A 17172-nucleotide genomic window follows, 5' to 3' on the forward strand; every position below is an offset into this window, starting at 1 on the left:
AGGCGACATGCGAGCGAACCTGAATGTGCTGCGCGCCATGCTGCTCCTGGTGACGGCCCTGGGCTTGAGCAGCAGCTGGGCCGGCGTCAAGAACCAGAACGCCACGCTGGCCTATGCCGAAGAACAGACCATGCTGCAGATCGAGGCCGACTCGGTGGTGCCCGATCCCGGCATGACCAGTTCCGCCTCGGGCCGGGTGCACATGGACCGCCACTACCTGGGCCAGTACGGCGCCAAGGAGGGCAACGTCATCGTCCAGCGCGGCGGCAACACCTGGCGCCACCTGCGCAACGGGCCGCTGGCGACGATCGCCGGCTTCATCCTGCTGGCGGTGCCGCTGGCGATCTTCGTGTTTTACCGGACCATCGGCCCGGCCAATCAGGTGGCCGAGGCCGGCCGCAAGATGCAGCGCTTTAACCGCTGGGAGCGCCAGGTGCACTGGGCCACGGCCTTCAGCTTCATTGCCCTCGGCATCACCGGCATCGTCATCATGTACGGCAAGAACATCATGCTGCCGTGGATGGGGCACGACCTGTTCTCCTGGGTGGCGATCGTCTCGAAATACCTGCACAACTTCGTCGGGCCGCTGTTCATCCTGTGCTCGATCCTGATGTTCTTCACCTTCTTGAAGCGCAACTTCTACAACCGCGCCGACTGGCAATGGGTCAAGCAGGGCGGGGGCATCGTCAGCCACAAGCACGTCCCGGCCGGCTTCTTCAATGCCGGCGAAAAAACCTGGTTCTGGGGCGGCGTGGCGCTGCTCGGCCTGATCATGTCGGTCACCGGCCTGGTGCTCGACTTCGCCGTCGGCCAGACCCGCTACGTGATGCAGGTGGCCAACGTGCTGCACGTGGGGGCTGCGGCGCTGTACATGGCGGCCGCGATGGGCCACGCCTACATCGGCACTGTGGGCACGCCCGGCGCCTATGATGCGATGCGCTACGGGACGGTGGACGAGAACTGGGCCAGGGCCCACCACCAGCTGTGGTACGAACAGATGAAGACCGGCGTCCCGCCCGGCATGGACAAGGACGGCAAAATGGTGCCTGGCCAGGGTGGCCGGCCACAACCCGGCCCTGCGCACTGAGGAATGGTGATGAGACGACGCACTGCATCGATCCTGGGCCCCGTGGCGCTGCTGGCTTGCTCGCTGGCCGGCTGCGACCGCGGCCAGGCGCCCGCCGCCAACGGCGTGATCCAGACCAGGTACCCGGGGCAGGTCTCGGCCGGCGGCATGACGAGCGGCCAGATCATGGCGCGCACGGCGCGGCCGGAAACCGACGCCACCTATGCCGGCGGCACGCCGGGCACAGCCGGCGGCTCGGGCGGCAATACCAGCGGCGCCGAGACCGGCGGCGCGACCCGGGAAACCGGCCAGGGGCCGTCCAGCGGCGTCACCCAGCCGTCCAGCTCCGGGCGTGAAGGCGGCACTGTGCCGTCGGGCGAGAATCGTCCCGCCGCGCCGGCGCCGGGGACTACCGAAGCCCCGGCGGCCAATAATGCCGCGCCCCAGGGGCAATCAGGAGGAACACGATGACGACCATGCGATTGCGCTCTCTGTCCGCACTGGCGTTGGGCCTGGGCCTGGCAGGCGCGTCCTGGGGGGCGCTGCCGCCGCCATCGCCGGCGCAAGCCCAGGCCGCGGCGGCCAAGAAGGCCGAGGCCGACGCCAAGGCGGCCAGGGAAAAGGAAGCCTTGAGCGCGTCGATGGACCGGATCAGCGGTCAATGGCGCGAGCGCGCCGCGCAGGAGGGGTGGACCATCAAGCCGCCGCCGCCCGTGAGCGGACCAACGGGTGTCGCCGCATCCGATCCGACTCCGGCAGGCGCCGGCGTGCCGGCGCCTGCCCCTGCCGGCGGCGCCCCGGGCACTTCGGGCGCCGCGCCCGCCACGGCTGCCGCGCCGCTCGGCGCGCGTGCGCTGCACGCGGCCAATGTGCCGGTCAAGAGCGAGAAACTGGGTACGGCGCGTCCAAGCGAGGACGTCAAGCAGGGCCCGACCCGCGCCGAGCCGCCCGGCACGCCGCAGACGATGAACAAGAAAGGCGTCCCTGCAAACGCCCCCGCACAAATGAAGGCAGAGCGATGAAAATGGGAAGCATGCCGGTCGCCATCATCATGCAGCGGCGCGCGGTGCAGCACCGCTGGGGCGATATGGACAGCTGGGCCGCGGTGGGCGTCGTGCCGGACCGCGGTGAGCTGCCGCGCCTGTCGGTGCTGAGCGAGAGCGCGGAACGCGACTATTACCTGGTCTCCGGCCTCGCGCTCGAACTGTACACCGACGAGCACGAAGGCTATTACGAGAACATCATGGCGCCGGAATCGAAGGTGTTCGTCCTGTGGCGGATGGAAGACGGCCGCGCGATGCCGGCCCGCGCGTCGGTGAGCTACGTGGAGGGCACGCGCATGTTCGATTCGGGCGAGTCGGCCGACGGCGTGACCATGCCGGCCGAGATCTACAGCTGGGTCGCGGGCTACCTGCGCGAGCACTTCACGCCGCGCCCGCGCAAGGGAAGGCAGCACGGATGAGCGCTGACGTCATGCTGGATGAAGGATTCCTGCGCCGCTGGGCGCGCCTCAAATCGACGCCGGAGCCGGCGGAGCAGCCCGTGGCCGTCGAGGCGCCGCCTCCCGCCGTCCAAGTGGCGGTGGAGGAAGAGGCAAGGCCGCAGCCGACCCTGGACGACGTGGCCCGGCTCACGCCGGAATCCGATTACTCTGCCTTCGTCGCCAAGGGCGTCGACAAGGCCGTGCAGCGCATGGCGCTCAAAAAACTGTTCGCCGATCCGAACTTCGCGGTGATGGACGGCCTGGACATCTATATCGCCGACTACAACAAGGCCGCGCCGCTCACCGACGCCATGCTGGCTGCGCTCAAGCACGCACCGGGCGTGCTGGAGCGCCTGCTGGATGAGGACGCCGACGATCCGGCAGTCGAGGGCGGGGGCGCGCCGATGCAAGGGACCACATGAACATCCGATTCAATGACGGGGCGGCTTCCGACCCCGTCCAGGACGGCCGCGACCGGGCCGCCCGCCTGGCCGCGCTGCAGGCCGTTCGCGACCTTCCCGACTTCGACGCGGCCGCCACGGTCGACTACCGTTCGCACGGGCGCACGCTGGTGGTGGGGCGCGCGTGTGACGCGCTGCCGCTGGCCGACCGGCTGGCCGGCACGCTGTCGGTCACCGTGCTGCTGCTGGACGAGCCGGACGCATCCGACCGCCCGCAGCCGCGCCTGTATCCGGTGCACAGGGCGCAGAAGGTGGCCGTGGCCGGCTGGCTGGGCGCCTTCGAGGCGCGCTGGCGCGCGGCGGGCGAGCCAGTGGGCGAGGGCAGGTTCGACCTGGTGCTCGACCTGTGCCCGGCGCGCCTGATCGCCAGCCATCAGCGCCCGCACGGCTATTACGCGCCCGGCGAGGACCAGGCGGCGCGCCTGGCTGCGGTCGAGGCGCTGCTCGACATGGTCGGCGACTTCGAGAAACCGAAGTACTTCAGCTACAAGGAGCGCATCTGCGCCCACGGCCGTAACGGCATCCAGGCCTGCACCGCCTGTGTCGATATCTGTTCGGCGCAGGCGATCGTGAGCGACGGCGACCGCGTGAAGGTCAACCCGTATCTGTGCGCCGGCTGCGGCGCCTGCGGCACCGTGTGCCCGACCGGGGCCATGAGCTACGCCTACCCGCCGGTGCCGTTCACCGGCAGGCGCATCCAGGCCGCCTTGCGGGCCTTCCGCGAGGCGGGCGGCGCGCATCCGGTGCTGCTGCTGCACGATGCGCAGGCGCTGGACGTGGTGAACCGCCTTGGCGACAGCGTCCCGGGGCGCATCCTGCCTTTCCCGCTGCACCACGTCGCCTCGACCGGCATCGACGTCTGGCTGGCGGCGCTGGCCTATGGCGCGGCCGGCATCGCCGTGCTGGCGACGGGCGACGAAGCGCCGCAATACGTGCAGGCGCTCGGCGAGCAGATGGGCATTGCCCAGGCCGTGCTCGATGGCCTTGGCTATGCCGGGCCGCACTTCCAGTTGCTCCAGTTGGGGAATGCTCCACTGGAGGCGGCCCGGGAACTGGCGCTGGCCCTGCGCCATGCGCCGCGGGGCGACACGCCGGCCACGCCCGCCGTGTTCCACCTGTCGGTCGAGAAGCGCAACACCCTGGATTACGCCCTCGACCACCTGCACCGCCACGCCCCCCAGCAGCCGCCGCACATCGGCCTGCCCGTCAAGGCGCCGTTCGGCGCGCTGCTTGTGGACCGCCAGGCCTGCAGCCTGTGCATGTCCTGCGTCGGCGTCTGCCCGGCCAATGCGCTGCAGGACGGGCAGGGCGCGCCGCAGCTGCGCTTCATCGAGAAGAACTGCGTCCAGTGCGGCCTGTGCGCGAATACCTGTCCCGAGAACGCGATCGTGCTGGCGCCGCGCATCTCGTTCGCGCCCGAGCGCATGACGGCAGTCGTGCTGAACGAATCGCAGCCCTTCCACTGCGTCCGCTGCAGCAAGCCGTTCGGCACGCTGCAGATGGTCGAGAACATGCTCGGGCGCCTGGGTTCGCACCCGGCGTTCGCGGCCAACCTCGATCGCCTGCGCATGTGCGGCGACTGCCGCGTGATCGACATGATGGTGCCCGCCGACGAGATGCAGGTGATGCCTTTGCGCCGCAACTAGCGCGTCACCGCCCGCCGAATCAGTGGCAGAATGGTCGCAAGGCGGGACGTCACGCATCCCGCCATCCACATGGCATAGCGACCAGGAGACACCCATGACGCCAACCCAGCGCTTCGTGCAGGCGCGCGACTTCCTCCAGCGACACCGGCTCGACTACGACACGGCCTACCGCGATTTCGAGCAGCCCGAACTCGATCGCTTCAACTGGGCGCTCGATTTCTTCGACCACCAGGCCCGGGACAATCACGCTCCCGCCCTGTGGGTGGTCGAGGAAGACGGCAGCGAACGCAGGATCTCCTTCGCCGACATGGCTGCGCGCTCGAGCCAGGTGGCCGAATACCTGCGCAATCTCGGCGTGCGGCGTGGCGAGCGGGTGCTGCTGATGTTGCCGAACCGGGTCGAGCTGTGGGAAATCATGCTGGCCGGGATCAAGCTCGGCGCCGTGCTGGTGCCGACCACGATGGCGCTGTCGGGCGACGACCTGGCCGACCGCCTGGAGCGTGGACAGGTAAGCCACATGATCGCCCAGGCCAGCGAGACCCACAAGTTCGAGGCGATGGCCGGCAGCTACACCCGGATCGCGGTCGGCGGCGCGGGGGGCGCGCCGGCCGGCTGGCACGACTACGCGGACAGCGGGAACGTGGCCAGCGTGTTCGTCCCCGAAGGCGAAACCCGCGCCCTTGACCCGCTGCTGCTGTACTTCACCTCCGGCACCACCGCCAAGCCGAAGCTGGTGCTGCATACCCACCAGAGCTATCCGGTCGGCCACCTGTCGACGATGTACTGGATCGGCCTGCAGCCGGGCGACGTCCACTGGAATATCAGCGCGCCCGGCTGGGCCAAGCATGCCTGGAGCTGCTTCTTCGCACCGTGGAACGCGGGCGCCACCGTATTCGTGTACAACTTCGAACGCTTCAGCAGCCGCGCCGTGCTCGACACGATCGTACGCTGCGGCGTGACCTCGCTGTGCGCGCCGCCGACCGCCTGGCGCATGCTGATCAAGGAAGACCTGGCGGCCTGGAAGCCCGTGCTGCGCGAGCTGGTCGGCGCCGGCGAACCGCTCAATCCCGAAGTGATCGAGCAGGTCGAGCGCGCCTGGGGCATCCGCATCCGCGACGGCTTCGGCCAGACCGAGTCGAGCTGCCAGATCGGGAATTCGCCGGGCCAGCCGATCAAGCCGGGCTCGATGGGCCGTCCGCTGCCGGGCTACCGCATCGCGCTGCTCGACCTCGACGACCGGCCTGCGGCGGAAGGCGAAATCTCGGTGGAACTTGCGTCGAATCCGATCGGTCTCATGGTCGGCTACGAAGGCAACGAGGAGAAGACGCGGGAGGTGATGCGGGCCGGCCACTACCACACGGGCGACACGGCGAGCATGGACGGCGATGGTTATTACTTCTATGTCGGCCGCAACGACGACGTGTTCAAGTCGTCCGACTACCGTATCAGCCCGTTCGAGCTCGAGAGCGTGCTGATCGAGCACGAGAGCGTGCTGGAGGCGGCCATCGTGCCCAGTCCCGACCCGCTGCGCCTCGCCGTGCCGAAGGCCTTCGTGACCCTGCGCGCCGGGGTGGAGCCGAGCCGCGAGATCGCCGCCGCGCTGTTCGCTTTCAGTCGCGAACGCCTGGCGCCCTACAAGCGGATCCGGCGCATCGCCTTCCGCGAGCTGCCCAAGACCATCTCGGGCAAGATCCGGCGCGTCGAGCTGCGTCGCGAGGAAGCGGGGCGCGACGCCGGGGCCGCGGATGCGTTCGAGTACCGCGCTGAGGATTTCCCCGGCTAAGCCTTACGTAAAGCCTGACAGGAGAACGATCATGCAACTGCACGCGCCGATCCAGCCCTGCCTGTGGTTCGATACCCAGGCCGAGGAAGCGGTCAAGCACTATATCTCGATCTTTCCCGACTCGCGCATCACGCACGTGTCGCACTACAGCGCCGCCGGCCAGGACGCGCACCGCATGACGCCGGGCAGCGTGATGGCGGTGCAGTTCGAGGTCGACGGCCAGCCTTGCATCGCGATGAACGGCGGACCGCTGTTCCACTTCACCGAAGCCGTCTCGTTCATGGTGTTGTGCGACAGCCAGGAGCAGATCGATTATTACTGGGAGCGCCTGGGCGAGGGCGGGGACGAGGCGGCGCGCCAGTGCGGCTGGCTGAAGGACAGGTTCGGGCTGTCGTGGCAGGTGACGCCGACCGAGATCATGTCCTTGATGGCCGGTCCGCAAGCCGATGCCGTCATGACGGCGCTGCTGCCGATGAAGAAGATCGACGTCGCCGCCCTGCGCGCCGCGGCCGGACTTTCTTGACGAAGCGTGCGGACAGGGCGCGCCGATTGCCGCCATAATGGATGCATTCCTTCCATCCCGCATTTATCGTCCATTCGGCACCAGATGACCAACAAGAAAAGCTCCACCGAGGGCGGCAGCAAATCCGCCGACAAAGACCGCATGTATGAAGTGCGCCAGTCGCCGGTCCACGGCAACGGTGTCTTCGCGCGCCGCCCAATCGCTGCCGGCGAGCGCATCATCGAGTACAAGGGCCAGCGCATCAGCTGGGACAAGGCGACCCGGCGCGCCGAGAAGGCGGGCGGGCCGATCAACCATACCTTTTATTTCAGCCTGGCCGACGGCCGCGTGATCGACGGCGGCCGCGACGGCAACGACGCGCGCTGGATCAACCACGCCTGCACGCCCAATTGCGAAGCCTTCGAGGACGATGGAAAGGTCTATATCCACGCCATGCAGGACATCGAGGCCGGCGAAGAGCTCAACTACAACTACGCGCTGATCTACGACGAGCGGCACACACCCGCACTCAAGAAGCTGTTCGCCTGCCGCTGCGGCACCCCCGCTTGCACCGGCACCATGCTGGCGCCGAAGCGGGCTTCAAATCGGGCGTCAAAGCCGACGTCAAAGCGCGCCGCCACGAAGTAGGCGACAATACAGCCTGCCGCGCCCGTTGCGCAGATGCCTGGAGCCTTGATGAAACCCGTAGTCCGCAGCCTGCTGGAGACCGATCTTTACAAGTTCACGATGTGGCAGGCCCTCCTGCACAGCCATCCCGGCGCCATCGGCGAATACGAATTCCGCTGCCGTAACGAGCCGGCCTATCCGCTGGCCGAACTCAAGGAAGACGTCGAGCGCGAGCTCGACTACCTGTGCGGCATGATGTTCACCGAGGGCGAGGTGGCCTACCTGCGCAACCTGCGCTTCATCAAGAGCGACTTCGCCGACTTCCTCACCCTGTTCCGCTTCCAGCGCAAGTTCATCCGGGTCGATACCGACGGCCCGCACCTGACGATCCGCGCCAGCGGGCCGCTGGTGCACGTGATGGGCTTCGAGATCTTCGTGCTCTACATCGTCAACGAGCTGTACTTCCGCCGCTTCGACCAGGAGGAAGCCCTGCTCGAGGCGCGGCGCCGCCTGCAGCAGAAGATCGACGAGCTGCGCGCCTTCGGCAACGAGGCGCCGCGCGCCAATCCTTTCGAGTTCTTCGACTTCGGCGTGCGCCGCCGCTATTCCGGCGAATGGCACGACGAGGTGGTGGCGACCATGGCGCGGGAGCTGCCCCAGTACTTCAAGGGCACCTCGAACGTCTATCTCGCCTATAAGCTCAAGCTGACGCCGATCGGCACCATGGCCCACGAATACCTGCAGGCCCACCAGTCCTTCGGCACCCGCCTGCGCGACTTCCAGAAAGCCGCGCTCGAGAACTGGGTGCAGGAATACCGCGGCGACCTGGGCACGGCCCTGACCGACGTGGTGGGCATGGATGCCTTCCTGGCCGACTTCGACCTGTATTTCGCCAAGCTGTTCGACGGCCTGCGCCAGGATTCGGGCGACCCGGTCGTGTGGGGCGAGAAGGCGCTGGCGCACTACGCCAGGCTGCGCATCGACGCGCGCACCAAGCGCCTCGTGTTTTCCGACTCGCTCACGGTGCCCAAGGCGCTCGAGCTGTACCGCCATTTCGCCGACCGCGTGATGACCGGATTCGGCATCGGCACCAGGCTGACCAACGACACACCGCATAAACCGCTGAACATCGTCATGAAGCTGGTGCGCTGCAACGGCCAGCCGGTGGCCAAGCTGTCCGACACCAAGGGCAAGTCGCAGAGCACGGACGAGACCTTCATCGCTTACCTGCGCCAGGTGTTCAACAAGTACGATGCGGGCGACTGAGGGGCGATTGAGGGCGACTGAGGGCGACTGAGGGCGACTGAGGAGCGACTGAGCCGCGAAATTGTGTGAGCTCGTGCGGCGCGGCGACGCGCTATGCTGTCGGCTTTCGATCCCTTGCCAGACGGAGTCCGCCATGAAGCAACTCGCACCGATCGCCCTCGCCATGATGTTCGCCATGCCCGTCGCCGCCGTGCATGCGCAGGAAACCGGACACACCAAGGCCGGGGTGGCGGCCGCCGAGCAGTGGCTCAAGCTCGCCGACGCGAGCAATGGCGTCGAAAGCTGGCGCAGCGCCGGCACGGTGTTTCGCAGCGCCGTCAGCGCCGAGCAGTGGAACGGCATGCTGGCCGGCGCCCGCGCGCCGCTGGGCGAACTGAAATCGCGTTCCCTGGCCAATGCGCGCTATACCCGTACGCTGCCGGGCGTACCGGAAGCCGACTATGTGGTGATCCAGTACGGCGCCGTGTACGCCAAGCGCCCGGGCGTGACCGAGACCGTGGTCACGTCGCTCGAGGCCGAGGGCGGCTGGAAGGTGATTACTTACCTGATCCAGTAAGCTTCCATAGTTCGGTCGGCAGCGCCGCCGGTGCGTCCGGCTTGAAGAAGCTCGAGTCCTGGATGTGCGAGGTCGTCACGTAGACGGTGCCGTCCGGCCCCTGGGTGAAGGTGTCGGGCCAGCGCAGGCGTTCGTCCTGTACGACCACACGCAGCTCGGCTCGCGGTCCTTCGTCGAGGTCGCGCATCTTGATCGCATCGTCCTGCACCGCGGTCAGGAACATGCGGTTGCTGCCGCGGTCGAACAGCAGGCCGTCGTTGACGCCGTTGTGGCCAAACTCCTCGACCGCGTCGCCGACATCCTCGCCTTTCAAGCCGCGTTCGATCAGCACTTGCGTGGAGATGCGGTACAGGGTATCTCCCTTGATCGCCTGCCAGTACAGCCAGGCGCCATCGCCGGACAGTTCGATGCCGTCGGCCGAGAACTCGACCCCGCGTCCGTCCGGCCGGCGCAGCACGTCGCCGTCGGCTGTCACGTTCAAGCCCTTCTTCATCTGGGTCGACGGGTGGCCGTCGAGCAGGCGCACCGTCCTGTCGTGCTCGAGGTCGACCACCAGGATGGCGCCGACCACGCCCGAGTCGGTGATGTAGGCATACTTGCCGTCGTTCGAGAAGCGCACGTCGTTGAGGTAGGATCCCTGCGGCGCCGCGTCCTCGTCGAAGGCGATCGTGCGCACGACCTTGTCGCCGGCCAGGTCGACCTGCACCAGCTTGGCGCCGCCGGAGACCAGGTGGGCCTGGGCCGGCGCCGCCGGGTCGAGCACCCACAGGCTGCCGCGGCCGTCGGCCACCACGCTCTGCACGCAGACCCAATGGTCGTTTGGCGACACCTCGTCCTTGCGCGCATTGCGCCAGGCATTCCATTCCTGGTCGGGGTAGGGGAGCAAGGCGCCGTCCGCTTTCAACTCGGCCACCGAGACCGCGCTGTCCTCGGTCCAGCGCGGGAAGTTGACGAACATGCGGTTGTCCCCGGATACCGAGACGCCGGTGACCTGGTGTTCGAAACGGGCGACGAGTTCGATCTTGTATGCGCTCATGACTGTCCTTTCGTGATGCTCAAGCGGCCGCGCGGGCGGCCGTGCGCGATCGTTTGCGGGTCGCGGCCTTCGCCGGCGCACGCTTCTTGCGTGGCGCCGGAGGCCGTGGACGATCCTGCAACTGAGCCTGTTCGCGGCGCAGGCGCTGCTGCAGCATGGCCAGCACCGCCGCTTCCTCAGGCTGCAGGGCATGCAGGTCTTCCTGCAGCGTCTCCTCGGTGCGCTCGCGCAGCACCTCGAGCGCGGCGCCGTCGAGATAGGCGTCCAGCACCGCCGGGTGCACATAGCACTTGCGGCAGATCGACGGCGTATTGCCGAGCTTTTCGGCCACCGACTCGATCGCGCGCACGATGTTCTTCTTGGCCTGGGCCTCGGAATCGAAGGTCTCGAACTCCTGCAGGGCCAGCGCGGCCAGCACCGTGCCCGACCAGGTGCGGAAATCCTTGGCCGTGTAGTCTTCGCCGCTGATGGCGCGCAGGTAGTCGTTGACGTCGCTCGAATCGATGGCGTGGGTCTCGCCATCCTCGTCCACGTACTGGAACAGTTCCTGGCCCGGCAGGTCGCGCGAGCGCGCGACGATACGCGCCAGGCGCCGGTCGTGCACCTTGACCTTGTGATAGACGCCGCTCTTGCCGCGGAAGCTGAACTCGACGTCGCTGCCGTCGACCTTCGCGTGGCGGTTGCGCAGCGTCGTCAGCCCGAAGGATTTGTTGGTGCGCGCATATTCCTCGTTACCGACGCGCATCATGGTCGCTTCGAGCAGGTAGACGATGGTGGCCAGCACTTTTTCGCGCGGCAGGCCGGGCAGTTTCAGGGCGCGGTCGACTTCGGCGCGGATGGCCGGCAGCGCCTCGCCGAACTTGAGCATGCGCTCGTACTTGACCTCGTCGCGCGCCGTGCGCCACTTTGGGTGATAGCGGTATTGCTTGCGGCCGCGGGCGTCGCGCCCGGTGGCTTGCAGGTGGCCGTTGGCCTGGGGGCAGATCCAGACCTCGCTCCAGGCGGGCGGCACGACCAAACTCTTGATGCGAGCCAGCGTCGCTTCGTCGGTCACCGGTTCGCCGCGGGCGTCGAGATAGCGAAAGCCATCCTTGACGGCTTCGCGCCGGATGCCGGGCCGGTCGTCATGGACGTAACGCAGGCCGGCCGCGCGGGCGGCGGTGGGGGGATCGCTGGGAACGGCGTCGGCGCTTGGCTTTTCACTGGGCATGGCAGGTTCGCTGATAGGTGGATCTTCCAGCCGATCCTACCTATAGCTTCCCCCGCTCACTGTACGCGAAGTAACTTAGGCGCAGTCCGAACCAGTTCGCCCGGCTCAGCGATAACGTGCCTCGACCAGGTCGATCTCGCGCAGCAGCTTGCGCGCGATCTCGTCCGACAGCTGGTTCTGGCGCGTCATGCGCAGCAGCACCGCGCGCTCCTGCTCGAGCGCGGCCAGGCGGTAGTGGCGTTCGGCGCTTTCGGCTGCCCGCGCGCGCGCCGGGTCGATGTCGGTGCCACCGACGTTGCCCAACCAGCCGTCGAGCCGGTACTGGTACAGGCTGCGCACCTGGTCGGCCGCGCTGGCGTGCATCTCGGCTGCGCCTTCGGCGTCGCAGCCCATGGTCGGCGGCGGCGGCGGGGCCGTGGCGATCGCCGCCAGCGCCGCCAGCGCGGCGGCATGGCGCGCCTGGTCTTCCTCGCTCTCGTGGGCCGCCTCGGCCGGCAGTTCCAGGCCGCGCAGCACGCGGGGCAAGCCGACGCTGGCCAGCACCAGCGACACCACGATCACCGCGCTGGCCAGGAAGATCACCAGGTCGCGCCCCGGAAATGGCGTCCCGTTCGGCATCGCCAGCGGCAAGGTCAGCACGCCGGCCAGGGTGATCGCGCCGCGCACGCCGGCCAGCGAGGTGGCCAGGATCAGGCGCGGATTCGGACGGTAGACGGCCTGCTGCTGGCGCCGCGCGGCCAGCAGGGTCAGGCGCAGCGAGATCCAGACCCAGATGAAGCGCAGCAGGATCAGGCCGACGCTGATGGCCAGCGCATTGCCCACCAGCCACCAGACGTCATGGGCCGCCGGCAGCTCGGGCGCAACCAGCGCCGCTTTCACGATATTCGGCAACTGTTCGCCCAGCAGCACGAACATGATGCCGTTGAGCGCGAACTGGACGGTGTCCCAGACCACGGCGCGGCGCACCCGGGTGGTGGCCAGCGCGCGGCCGCTCAGCTCGACGTAGCTCATGGTGATGCCGGCCGCCACCGCCGCCAGGATGCCCGAGGCTTGCAGGTGTTCGGCCGCCAGGTAGGCGCCGAAGGGGAGCAGCAGGTTGATCAGGATCGGCGAGCCGCTTTCCTCGCCGATGCGCGCCGCCAGGATGCGCTGGGCGGCGCTGACGGCCACCGTCAGTCCCACGCCGATCGCGATGCCGGCGAGCGCCACCCACAGGAAGGTGAGGGTGGCGTCGCCCAGCGAAAAGGTACCGGTGAGCGCGGCCGCCACGGCGAAGCGGAAGCACACCAGGCCGCTGGCGTCGTTGAGCAGCGACTCGCCCTCGAGGATGTGCATCAGGCGCGGTGGAATCGGCACGCGCGCCGCGATCGACGACACCGCCACCGGATCGGTGGGCGCCAGGATCGCCGCCAGCGCGAACGAGACGGCCAGCGGCAGGGAAGGAATCAGCCAGTGGATCAGGAAACCGGCGCCGATGACGGTGAACAGCACCAGGCCGAGCGCCAGCTCGAGGATGGTCGAGCGGTCGCGGAACAGGCCGACCTTGGGAATGCGCCAGCCGTCCAGGAACAGCAGCGGCGGCAGGAACACGAGGAAGAAGATGTGCGGCTCGAGCCGCACGCCATGGCTGGTGGTGCTGGAAATGGCGGCGCCGAGCGCGATCTGGACCAGTGGCAGGGGGACGGCGAACGGCAGCATCCGCACCAGGTAGCCGCTCGCGACCACCGCCAGCAGCATTGCCAGTACGATTCCTACCTCATCCATCGACGTCCCTCCCGTTCAAAAAAAGCATGATAAGGGATACGGGACGATTGCGCTGGACGGGAGTTTCCTGCGCCGGGCCTGGAGCGCCCGGCGCAAGCGCTCGCTCGGTCAGCTCTCTCCCCGGAGCGTGTAGACCGGCTTCTCGGTTTCGCCTTTCTCGACCATTGCAAGCACGCGCTGCAGGTTCTTGCGCTCCTTGTCATCCTTGGCCGACGAAACCAGGCTGCGCAGGATGGCGACATGCGCCATCTGCAGCGCTTGCGCGGCCGGCACCGCGATGTCCGGTTTCACGCCGACGTGCTCCCAGTTGGTCTTGGTGACGGGATTGGTCGCGCGCGCGGTAGGGACCGCGACCACGATGCCGTGCCCGGCGCTGAACCAGGTGACGGGATTGGAGCCGCCACCGGTGGTCTCGCCGACCAGCGTCCCGCGCTTCTGCGCCTGGAAATCGTAGGCGCAATGCTCGCCGCCGGAGAACGTGCGGGCAGAGGTCAGCACGTATACCGGCCGGTCGTAACGCAGCGCGACGGTCGGCACGGTCCAGAACTGCGTCGTTGTATTCTCGGGGCGATTGTAGATGTCGAGCAGGTGACGCTGGTCGCCGAGCGGGAAGAAATGGCTCATCAGATAAGCGACGCTGGCCGGACTGCCGCCACCGTTGCGGCGCAGGTCGAGGATCAGCGCCTCCGTTCCTTCCATGAGCCCCATTGCAGCCGTGTACGCCGGACCGGAGAATTCGGTAGGTCCGAAACCGCGCAAGTCGATGTAGCCGACGTTGCCGGGGAGGCGTTCCACCTTCTCGATGCCATAGCCCCGGCGTGTGGTCCAGTCCCGCACCTCTTCCATTTCGGCCCGGGTGGGTGCCTGGTTGCTGCCGGTTCGCTCACGAAAAGCGTCGTTGACGTGGGCGCCGAAATGCTTGTCGCCGCTCAGTTCGCGCAAGTCCGTGGCCAGCGCGGTGCTGAACGCCTTCACGCTGGTGGCCGACGCATAGCCGCCATCGGCATGTTTTGCCGCGATCGCGCGGCCGACGCGTTCTGCCACGGCGGGATCAATGTAGTTCGCATTCAGTTTGATCGCCAGCGTCTGCACGATCGCAGCGCGATCGGACGCCTTCAGCAGGGCATCCTCCCCGGCGAAAGCGGAAAACGACAACAGGGCTCCCGATACGACGCCTGCAACAAACTTCTTCTTGACTGACATATTTGCCTCCAGGTTGTATTACTCAGCGGTTGAAAGTCTCGTGGAAAAGTGTGCGTGGCGCGCCTTCGGCCGGCGTCATCGAATCGGCTTGGGCGGCTGGCCGTCGTGCAGGCGCAGGTTGGCATCGCGGATACGCGCGCTGAAAGAACGCTTTTCGAGTGCGGCGGTTGCCTGTTCGAGGCAGGCGGACAAGGGAAACGCCAGTTCCGCATCCAGGCCGTCGGCCGCGGATTTGGTCGCCTGCCAGCAGGCCCTGAGCTGCGGCACAAGCGCTTCGCCGGCGGCGCTGAGACGCACCACGCGCTGTCTGCCGTCTTCGCCGCAGGCGGCCACCGTCAACAGACCCTTTTTGACCATCAAGGCCACCGTCTGGGTGGCGGCGGGCTGCGTGATCTTGCCGAGGGTCGCCAACTCTCCGATCGTCGCGCTCGGCCGCTCGGCTAGCACCCGCATCACTGGGGTGTAGCGCGGCCGGTAATCCAGCCCCGCGTCTACATAGGCCTGCTCGACCGCGCCATCGAGCAGTTCAATCAAATGTCGTAATTGCGTGCCAAGGCCAGGTTTCATGAAGGCATAATATCATGCCTTATATAAGTTCTTATATAAATATGATCTGCTCGGCAGAGCCGATCTCCTCAGCTCTGGTCAGCGACTCAAGTTGATGTGCGCAGATGATCGAGCAGATCGTCCAGCGGCATCGGCCGGTGGAACAGGAAGCCCTGCATGCTGGCGTTGCCGTGGCGCGCGAGATACCCTGCCTGGGCCTCGGTCTCGACGCCTTCTGCGACCACGCGCAGGCCCAGGTGGCCGGCCATCGACAGGATCGACTGCACGATGGCGGTGCCGTCCATGTCGTGCGGGGTGTCGCGGATAAAACTCTTGTCGATCTTGAGTTCGTACAGCGGCATGCGGGTCAGGTAGGCCAGGCTCGAGTAGCCGGTGCCGAAATCGTCGACCGAGATGCGCACGCCCAGCGCCGCCAGTTCGTGCATGCGCGCGACGGTCTGGTCGAGGCGGTCGACCAGCAGGCCTTCGGTGATCTCGAACACCAGCTGGCCGGGCGGCACGCCGGTCTCCTGCAGGATGCTTTCCACCCGCGCCACGAAGTCGGGCTGGCGGAACTGCATCGGGCTGACGTTGACCGACAGCGGCAGCCGATGGCCGACGCGCACCAGCGCGTGCCAGGCCAGGCAGGCTTCGCGCAGCACCCACTCGCCCAGCGGCACGATCAGGCCGCTCGACTCGGCGACCGGGATGAACTGGTCGGGCGGCACGCTGCTGCCGTCCTTGCGGCGCCAGCGCATCAGGAGTTCCGCTCCGGTCGGGCGCCGCGCGCCGTCGACCTGCAGTTGCAGGTGCAGCGACAGCTCGCCATGTTCCAGCGCCAGGCCCAGGTCGCGCTCGAGGGTGAGGCGGCGTTCGGCGTCGCGCAGCATGCCGGGCTCGAACAGGGCGACGCCGTTGCGGCCGCGCGCCTTGGCGTGGTACATGGCGGTATCGGCCTCGCGCAGCAGGTCGTGCACCTGGGCCGGCGAATTGGCCGCCCTGGTCAACGCGACGCCGATGCTGGCGGTGGCGTAATAGCGCTGGCCCTCGATGATCGTCTTTTCGCACAAGGCGCCGCGGATCTCCTCGGCCAGCGCCAGCGCGCGCGCGGTGGCGGCGTCGGCGTCCGGGCCCAGGTCGTCCAGCAGCACCACGAACTCGTCGCCGCCCAGGCGCCCCACGCAGGACCGCGCCCCGGCCACCGAAGCCAGGCGTTCGGCCGCCTGGCGCAGCAACTGGTCGCCGACGGCATGGCCGCGCGCATCGTTGACGTTCTTGAAGTTGTCGAGGTCGACGTACAGCACCGCGCCCAGGGTGCTGCCGCAGCGCGTGCCTTCGACAAGTTCGGCCAGGCGGTCCATCAGCAGGCGCCGGTTCGGCAGGCCTGTCAGCATGTCATAGAATGCCAGGCGGTTGACGGTGTCGGCGGCGGTGCGCGCTTCCTGCACCGACCTCGCCAGGCCCTTGAGCAGGGTGCCGGCGGTGAAAGTGACGAGGGCGCCGACGCAAGCGAAGTTGATCGCCACCACCAGCGAGGAAAGCAGCGGATCGGTCTCCAGCCCCGGCACGTACAGCCGCGCATAACCGTTCATGCCGAACCCCACGATGCACAGCGCGCCGACCGCCAGCGTGAGGATGCCGGCCCGGTTGCCGAGCAGGATCACGGCCATGATCGGCGGCGCCATCAGATAGTTCAGGCTCACCGGTCCCACCGCCAGCATCAGTCCGATCGCGATCATGAACAGCACGGCCAGGAAGTTCAGCACGCGGAAGGTATGGGGCAGGCGGTCGAGGCGCCAGATGGCGAAGATCCAGGCCAGCGCCACCGCATCCATCACTGCGATCTGCCAAAGGCCCTGGCGCAGCGCCAGGGCGACGCTCGGCAAGGCGGTGCTGGTGCCCAGCACCAGCACGATCGGCAGCAAGGTGGAGAAAACACGTGCGCGCCATTGCGCGATATCGTCAGTGGGAATCATCAGGCAGCATCCAGGTCAGCATGCCCACAGAATTTCTCCGGAGTGCA

Annotated in this window: 17 protein-coding genes; 11 read left to right on the forward strand and 6 right to left on the reverse strand. The window is 67.7% G+C overall.

All coding sequences use genetic code 11. The features are described 5' to 3' along the window. Positions 1 to 7: 7 nt before the first annotated feature. The 11 genes from DIR46_RS23570 (at position 8) to DIR46_RS23620 (ending at position 9390) form a co-directional block, all read left to right on the forward strand. Positions 8 to 1087, forward strand: coding sequence for a formate dehydrogenase subunit gamma (locus DIR46_RS23570; RefSeq protein WP_109347405.1), 1080 nt, complete (start codon positions 8 to 10; stop codon positions 1085 to 1087). A gap of 9 nt (positions 1088 to 1096) precedes the next feature. Beyond that, positions 1097 to 1537 carry a hypothetical protein gene (locus DIR46_RS23575; protein ID WP_109348134.1) on the forward strand — a complete coding sequence of 147 codons (441 nt, stop codon included), beginning with the start codon at positions 1097 to 1099 and terminating at the stop codon, positions 1535 to 1537. 5 nt (positions 1538 to 1542) lie between these two features. Further along, on the forward strand, positions 1543 to 2088 hold the full coding sequence (locus DIR46_RS23580) for a hypothetical protein (protein ID WP_229446383.1): 546 nt from the start codon (positions 1543 to 1545) through the stop codon (positions 2086 to 2088). After that, on the forward strand, positions 2085 to 2528 hold the full coding sequence (locus DIR46_RS23585; RefSeq protein ID WP_109347407.1) for a DUF3305 domain-containing protein: 444 nt from the start codon (positions 2085 to 2087) through the stop codon (positions 2526 to 2528). The genes DIR46_RS23580 and DIR46_RS23585 overlap by 4 nt, the downstream gene beginning before the upstream one ends. Then, positions 2525 to 2971, forward strand: a complete 447-nt coding sequence (locus tag DIR46_RS23590) for a DUF3306 domain-containing protein (protein WP_109347408.1) — start codon at positions 2525 to 2527, stop codon at positions 2969 to 2971. Before DIR46_RS23585 ends, DIR46_RS23590 begins: the two co-directional genes overlap by 4 nt. Then, entirely contained in the window at positions 2968 to 4656 is a 1689-nt protein-coding gene (locus DIR46_RS23595; RefSeq protein WP_109347409.1) for a 4Fe-4S binding protein, read from the forward strand. The genes DIR46_RS23590 and DIR46_RS23595 overlap by 4 nt, the downstream gene beginning before the upstream one ends. A gap of 94 nt (positions 4657 to 4750) precedes the next feature. After that, the gene (locus DIR46_RS23600; protein ID WP_109347410.1) at positions 4751 to 6439 is read left to right on the forward strand and encodes an AMP-binding protein; all 1689 of its coding nucleotides are present in this window, start codon (positions 4751 to 4753) and stop codon (positions 6437 to 6439) included. A gap of 31 nt (positions 6440 to 6470) precedes the next feature. After that, positions 6471 to 6962, forward strand: a complete 492-nt coding sequence (locus tag DIR46_RS23605; RefSeq protein ID WP_109347411.1) for a VOC family protein — start codon at positions 6471 to 6473, stop codon at positions 6960 to 6962. Positions 6963 to 7046: 84 nt separating this feature from the next. Beyond that, positions 7047 to 7589, forward strand: a complete 543-nt coding sequence (locus tag DIR46_RS23610; protein WP_109347412.1) for an SET domain-containing protein — start codon at positions 7047 to 7049, stop codon at positions 7587 to 7589. Between the two features lie 48 nt (positions 7590 to 7637). After that, complete coding sequence (pncB, locus tag DIR46_RS23615) at positions 7638 to 8834, forward strand: nicotinate phosphoribosyltransferase (RefSeq protein ID WP_109347413.1); 1197 nt, start codon at positions 7638 to 7640, stop codon at positions 8832 to 8834. Positions 8835 to 8967: 133 nt separating this feature from the next. Next, positions 8968 to 9390 carry a DUF4019 domain-containing protein gene (locus DIR46_RS23620; RefSeq protein WP_109347414.1) on the forward strand — a complete coding sequence of 141 codons (423 nt, stop codon included), beginning with the start codon at positions 8968 to 8970 and terminating at the stop codon, positions 9388 to 9390. Here the strand turns inward: DIR46_RS23620 and DIR46_RS23625 are convergent. From DIR46_RS23625 to DIR46_RS23650, 6 genes are all read right to left on the reverse strand, one after another. Continuing rightward, entirely contained in the window at positions 9371 to 10426 is a 1056-nt protein-coding gene (locus DIR46_RS23625) for an L-dopachrome tautomerase-related protein (protein WP_109347415.1), read from the reverse strand. The two genes, DIR46_RS23620 and DIR46_RS23625, sit on opposite strands and share 20 nt — an antisense overlap. A gap of 19 nt (positions 10427 to 10445) precedes the next feature. After that, positions 10446 to 11636, reverse strand: coding sequence for a DNA topoisomerase IB (locus tag DIR46_RS23630; RefSeq protein WP_109347416.1), 1191 nt, complete (start codon positions 11634 to 11636; stop codon positions 10446 to 10448). A gap of 105 nt (positions 11637 to 11741) precedes the next feature. Beyond that, positions 11742 to 13400, reverse strand: coding sequence for a Na+/H+ antiporter (locus tag DIR46_RS23635; protein WP_109347417.1), 1659 nt, complete (start codon positions 13398 to 13400; stop codon positions 11742 to 11744). Positions 13401 to 13508: 108 nt separating this feature from the next. Beyond that, positions 13509 to 14603, reverse strand: a complete 1095-nt coding sequence (locus tag DIR46_RS23640; RefSeq protein ID WP_109347418.1) for a S41 family peptidase — start codon at positions 14601 to 14603, stop codon at positions 13509 to 13511. Positions 14604 to 14678: 75 nt separating this feature from the next. After that, a complete protein-coding gene (locus DIR46_RS23645) occupies positions 14679 to 15170 on the reverse strand; it encodes a MarR family winged helix-turn-helix transcriptional regulator (protein ID WP_109347419.1) in 492 nt (163 codons plus the stop codon). An 86-nt stretch (positions 15171 to 15256) separates the two neighbouring features. Further along, positions 15257 to 17125 (reverse strand): putative bifunctional diguanylate cyclase/phosphodiesterase, encoded by a 1869-nt coding sequence (locus tag DIR46_RS23650; protein ID WP_109347420.1) that lies wholly within the window; start codon positions 17123 to 17125, stop codon positions 15257 to 15259. Positions 17126 to 17172 lie beyond the last annotated feature (47 nt).

It is taken from the genome of Massilia oculi (assembly GCF_003143515.1).
GTDB classification, from domain to species: Bacteria; Pseudomonadota; Gammaproteobacteria; order Burkholderiales; family Burkholderiaceae_D; genus Telluria; species Telluria oculi.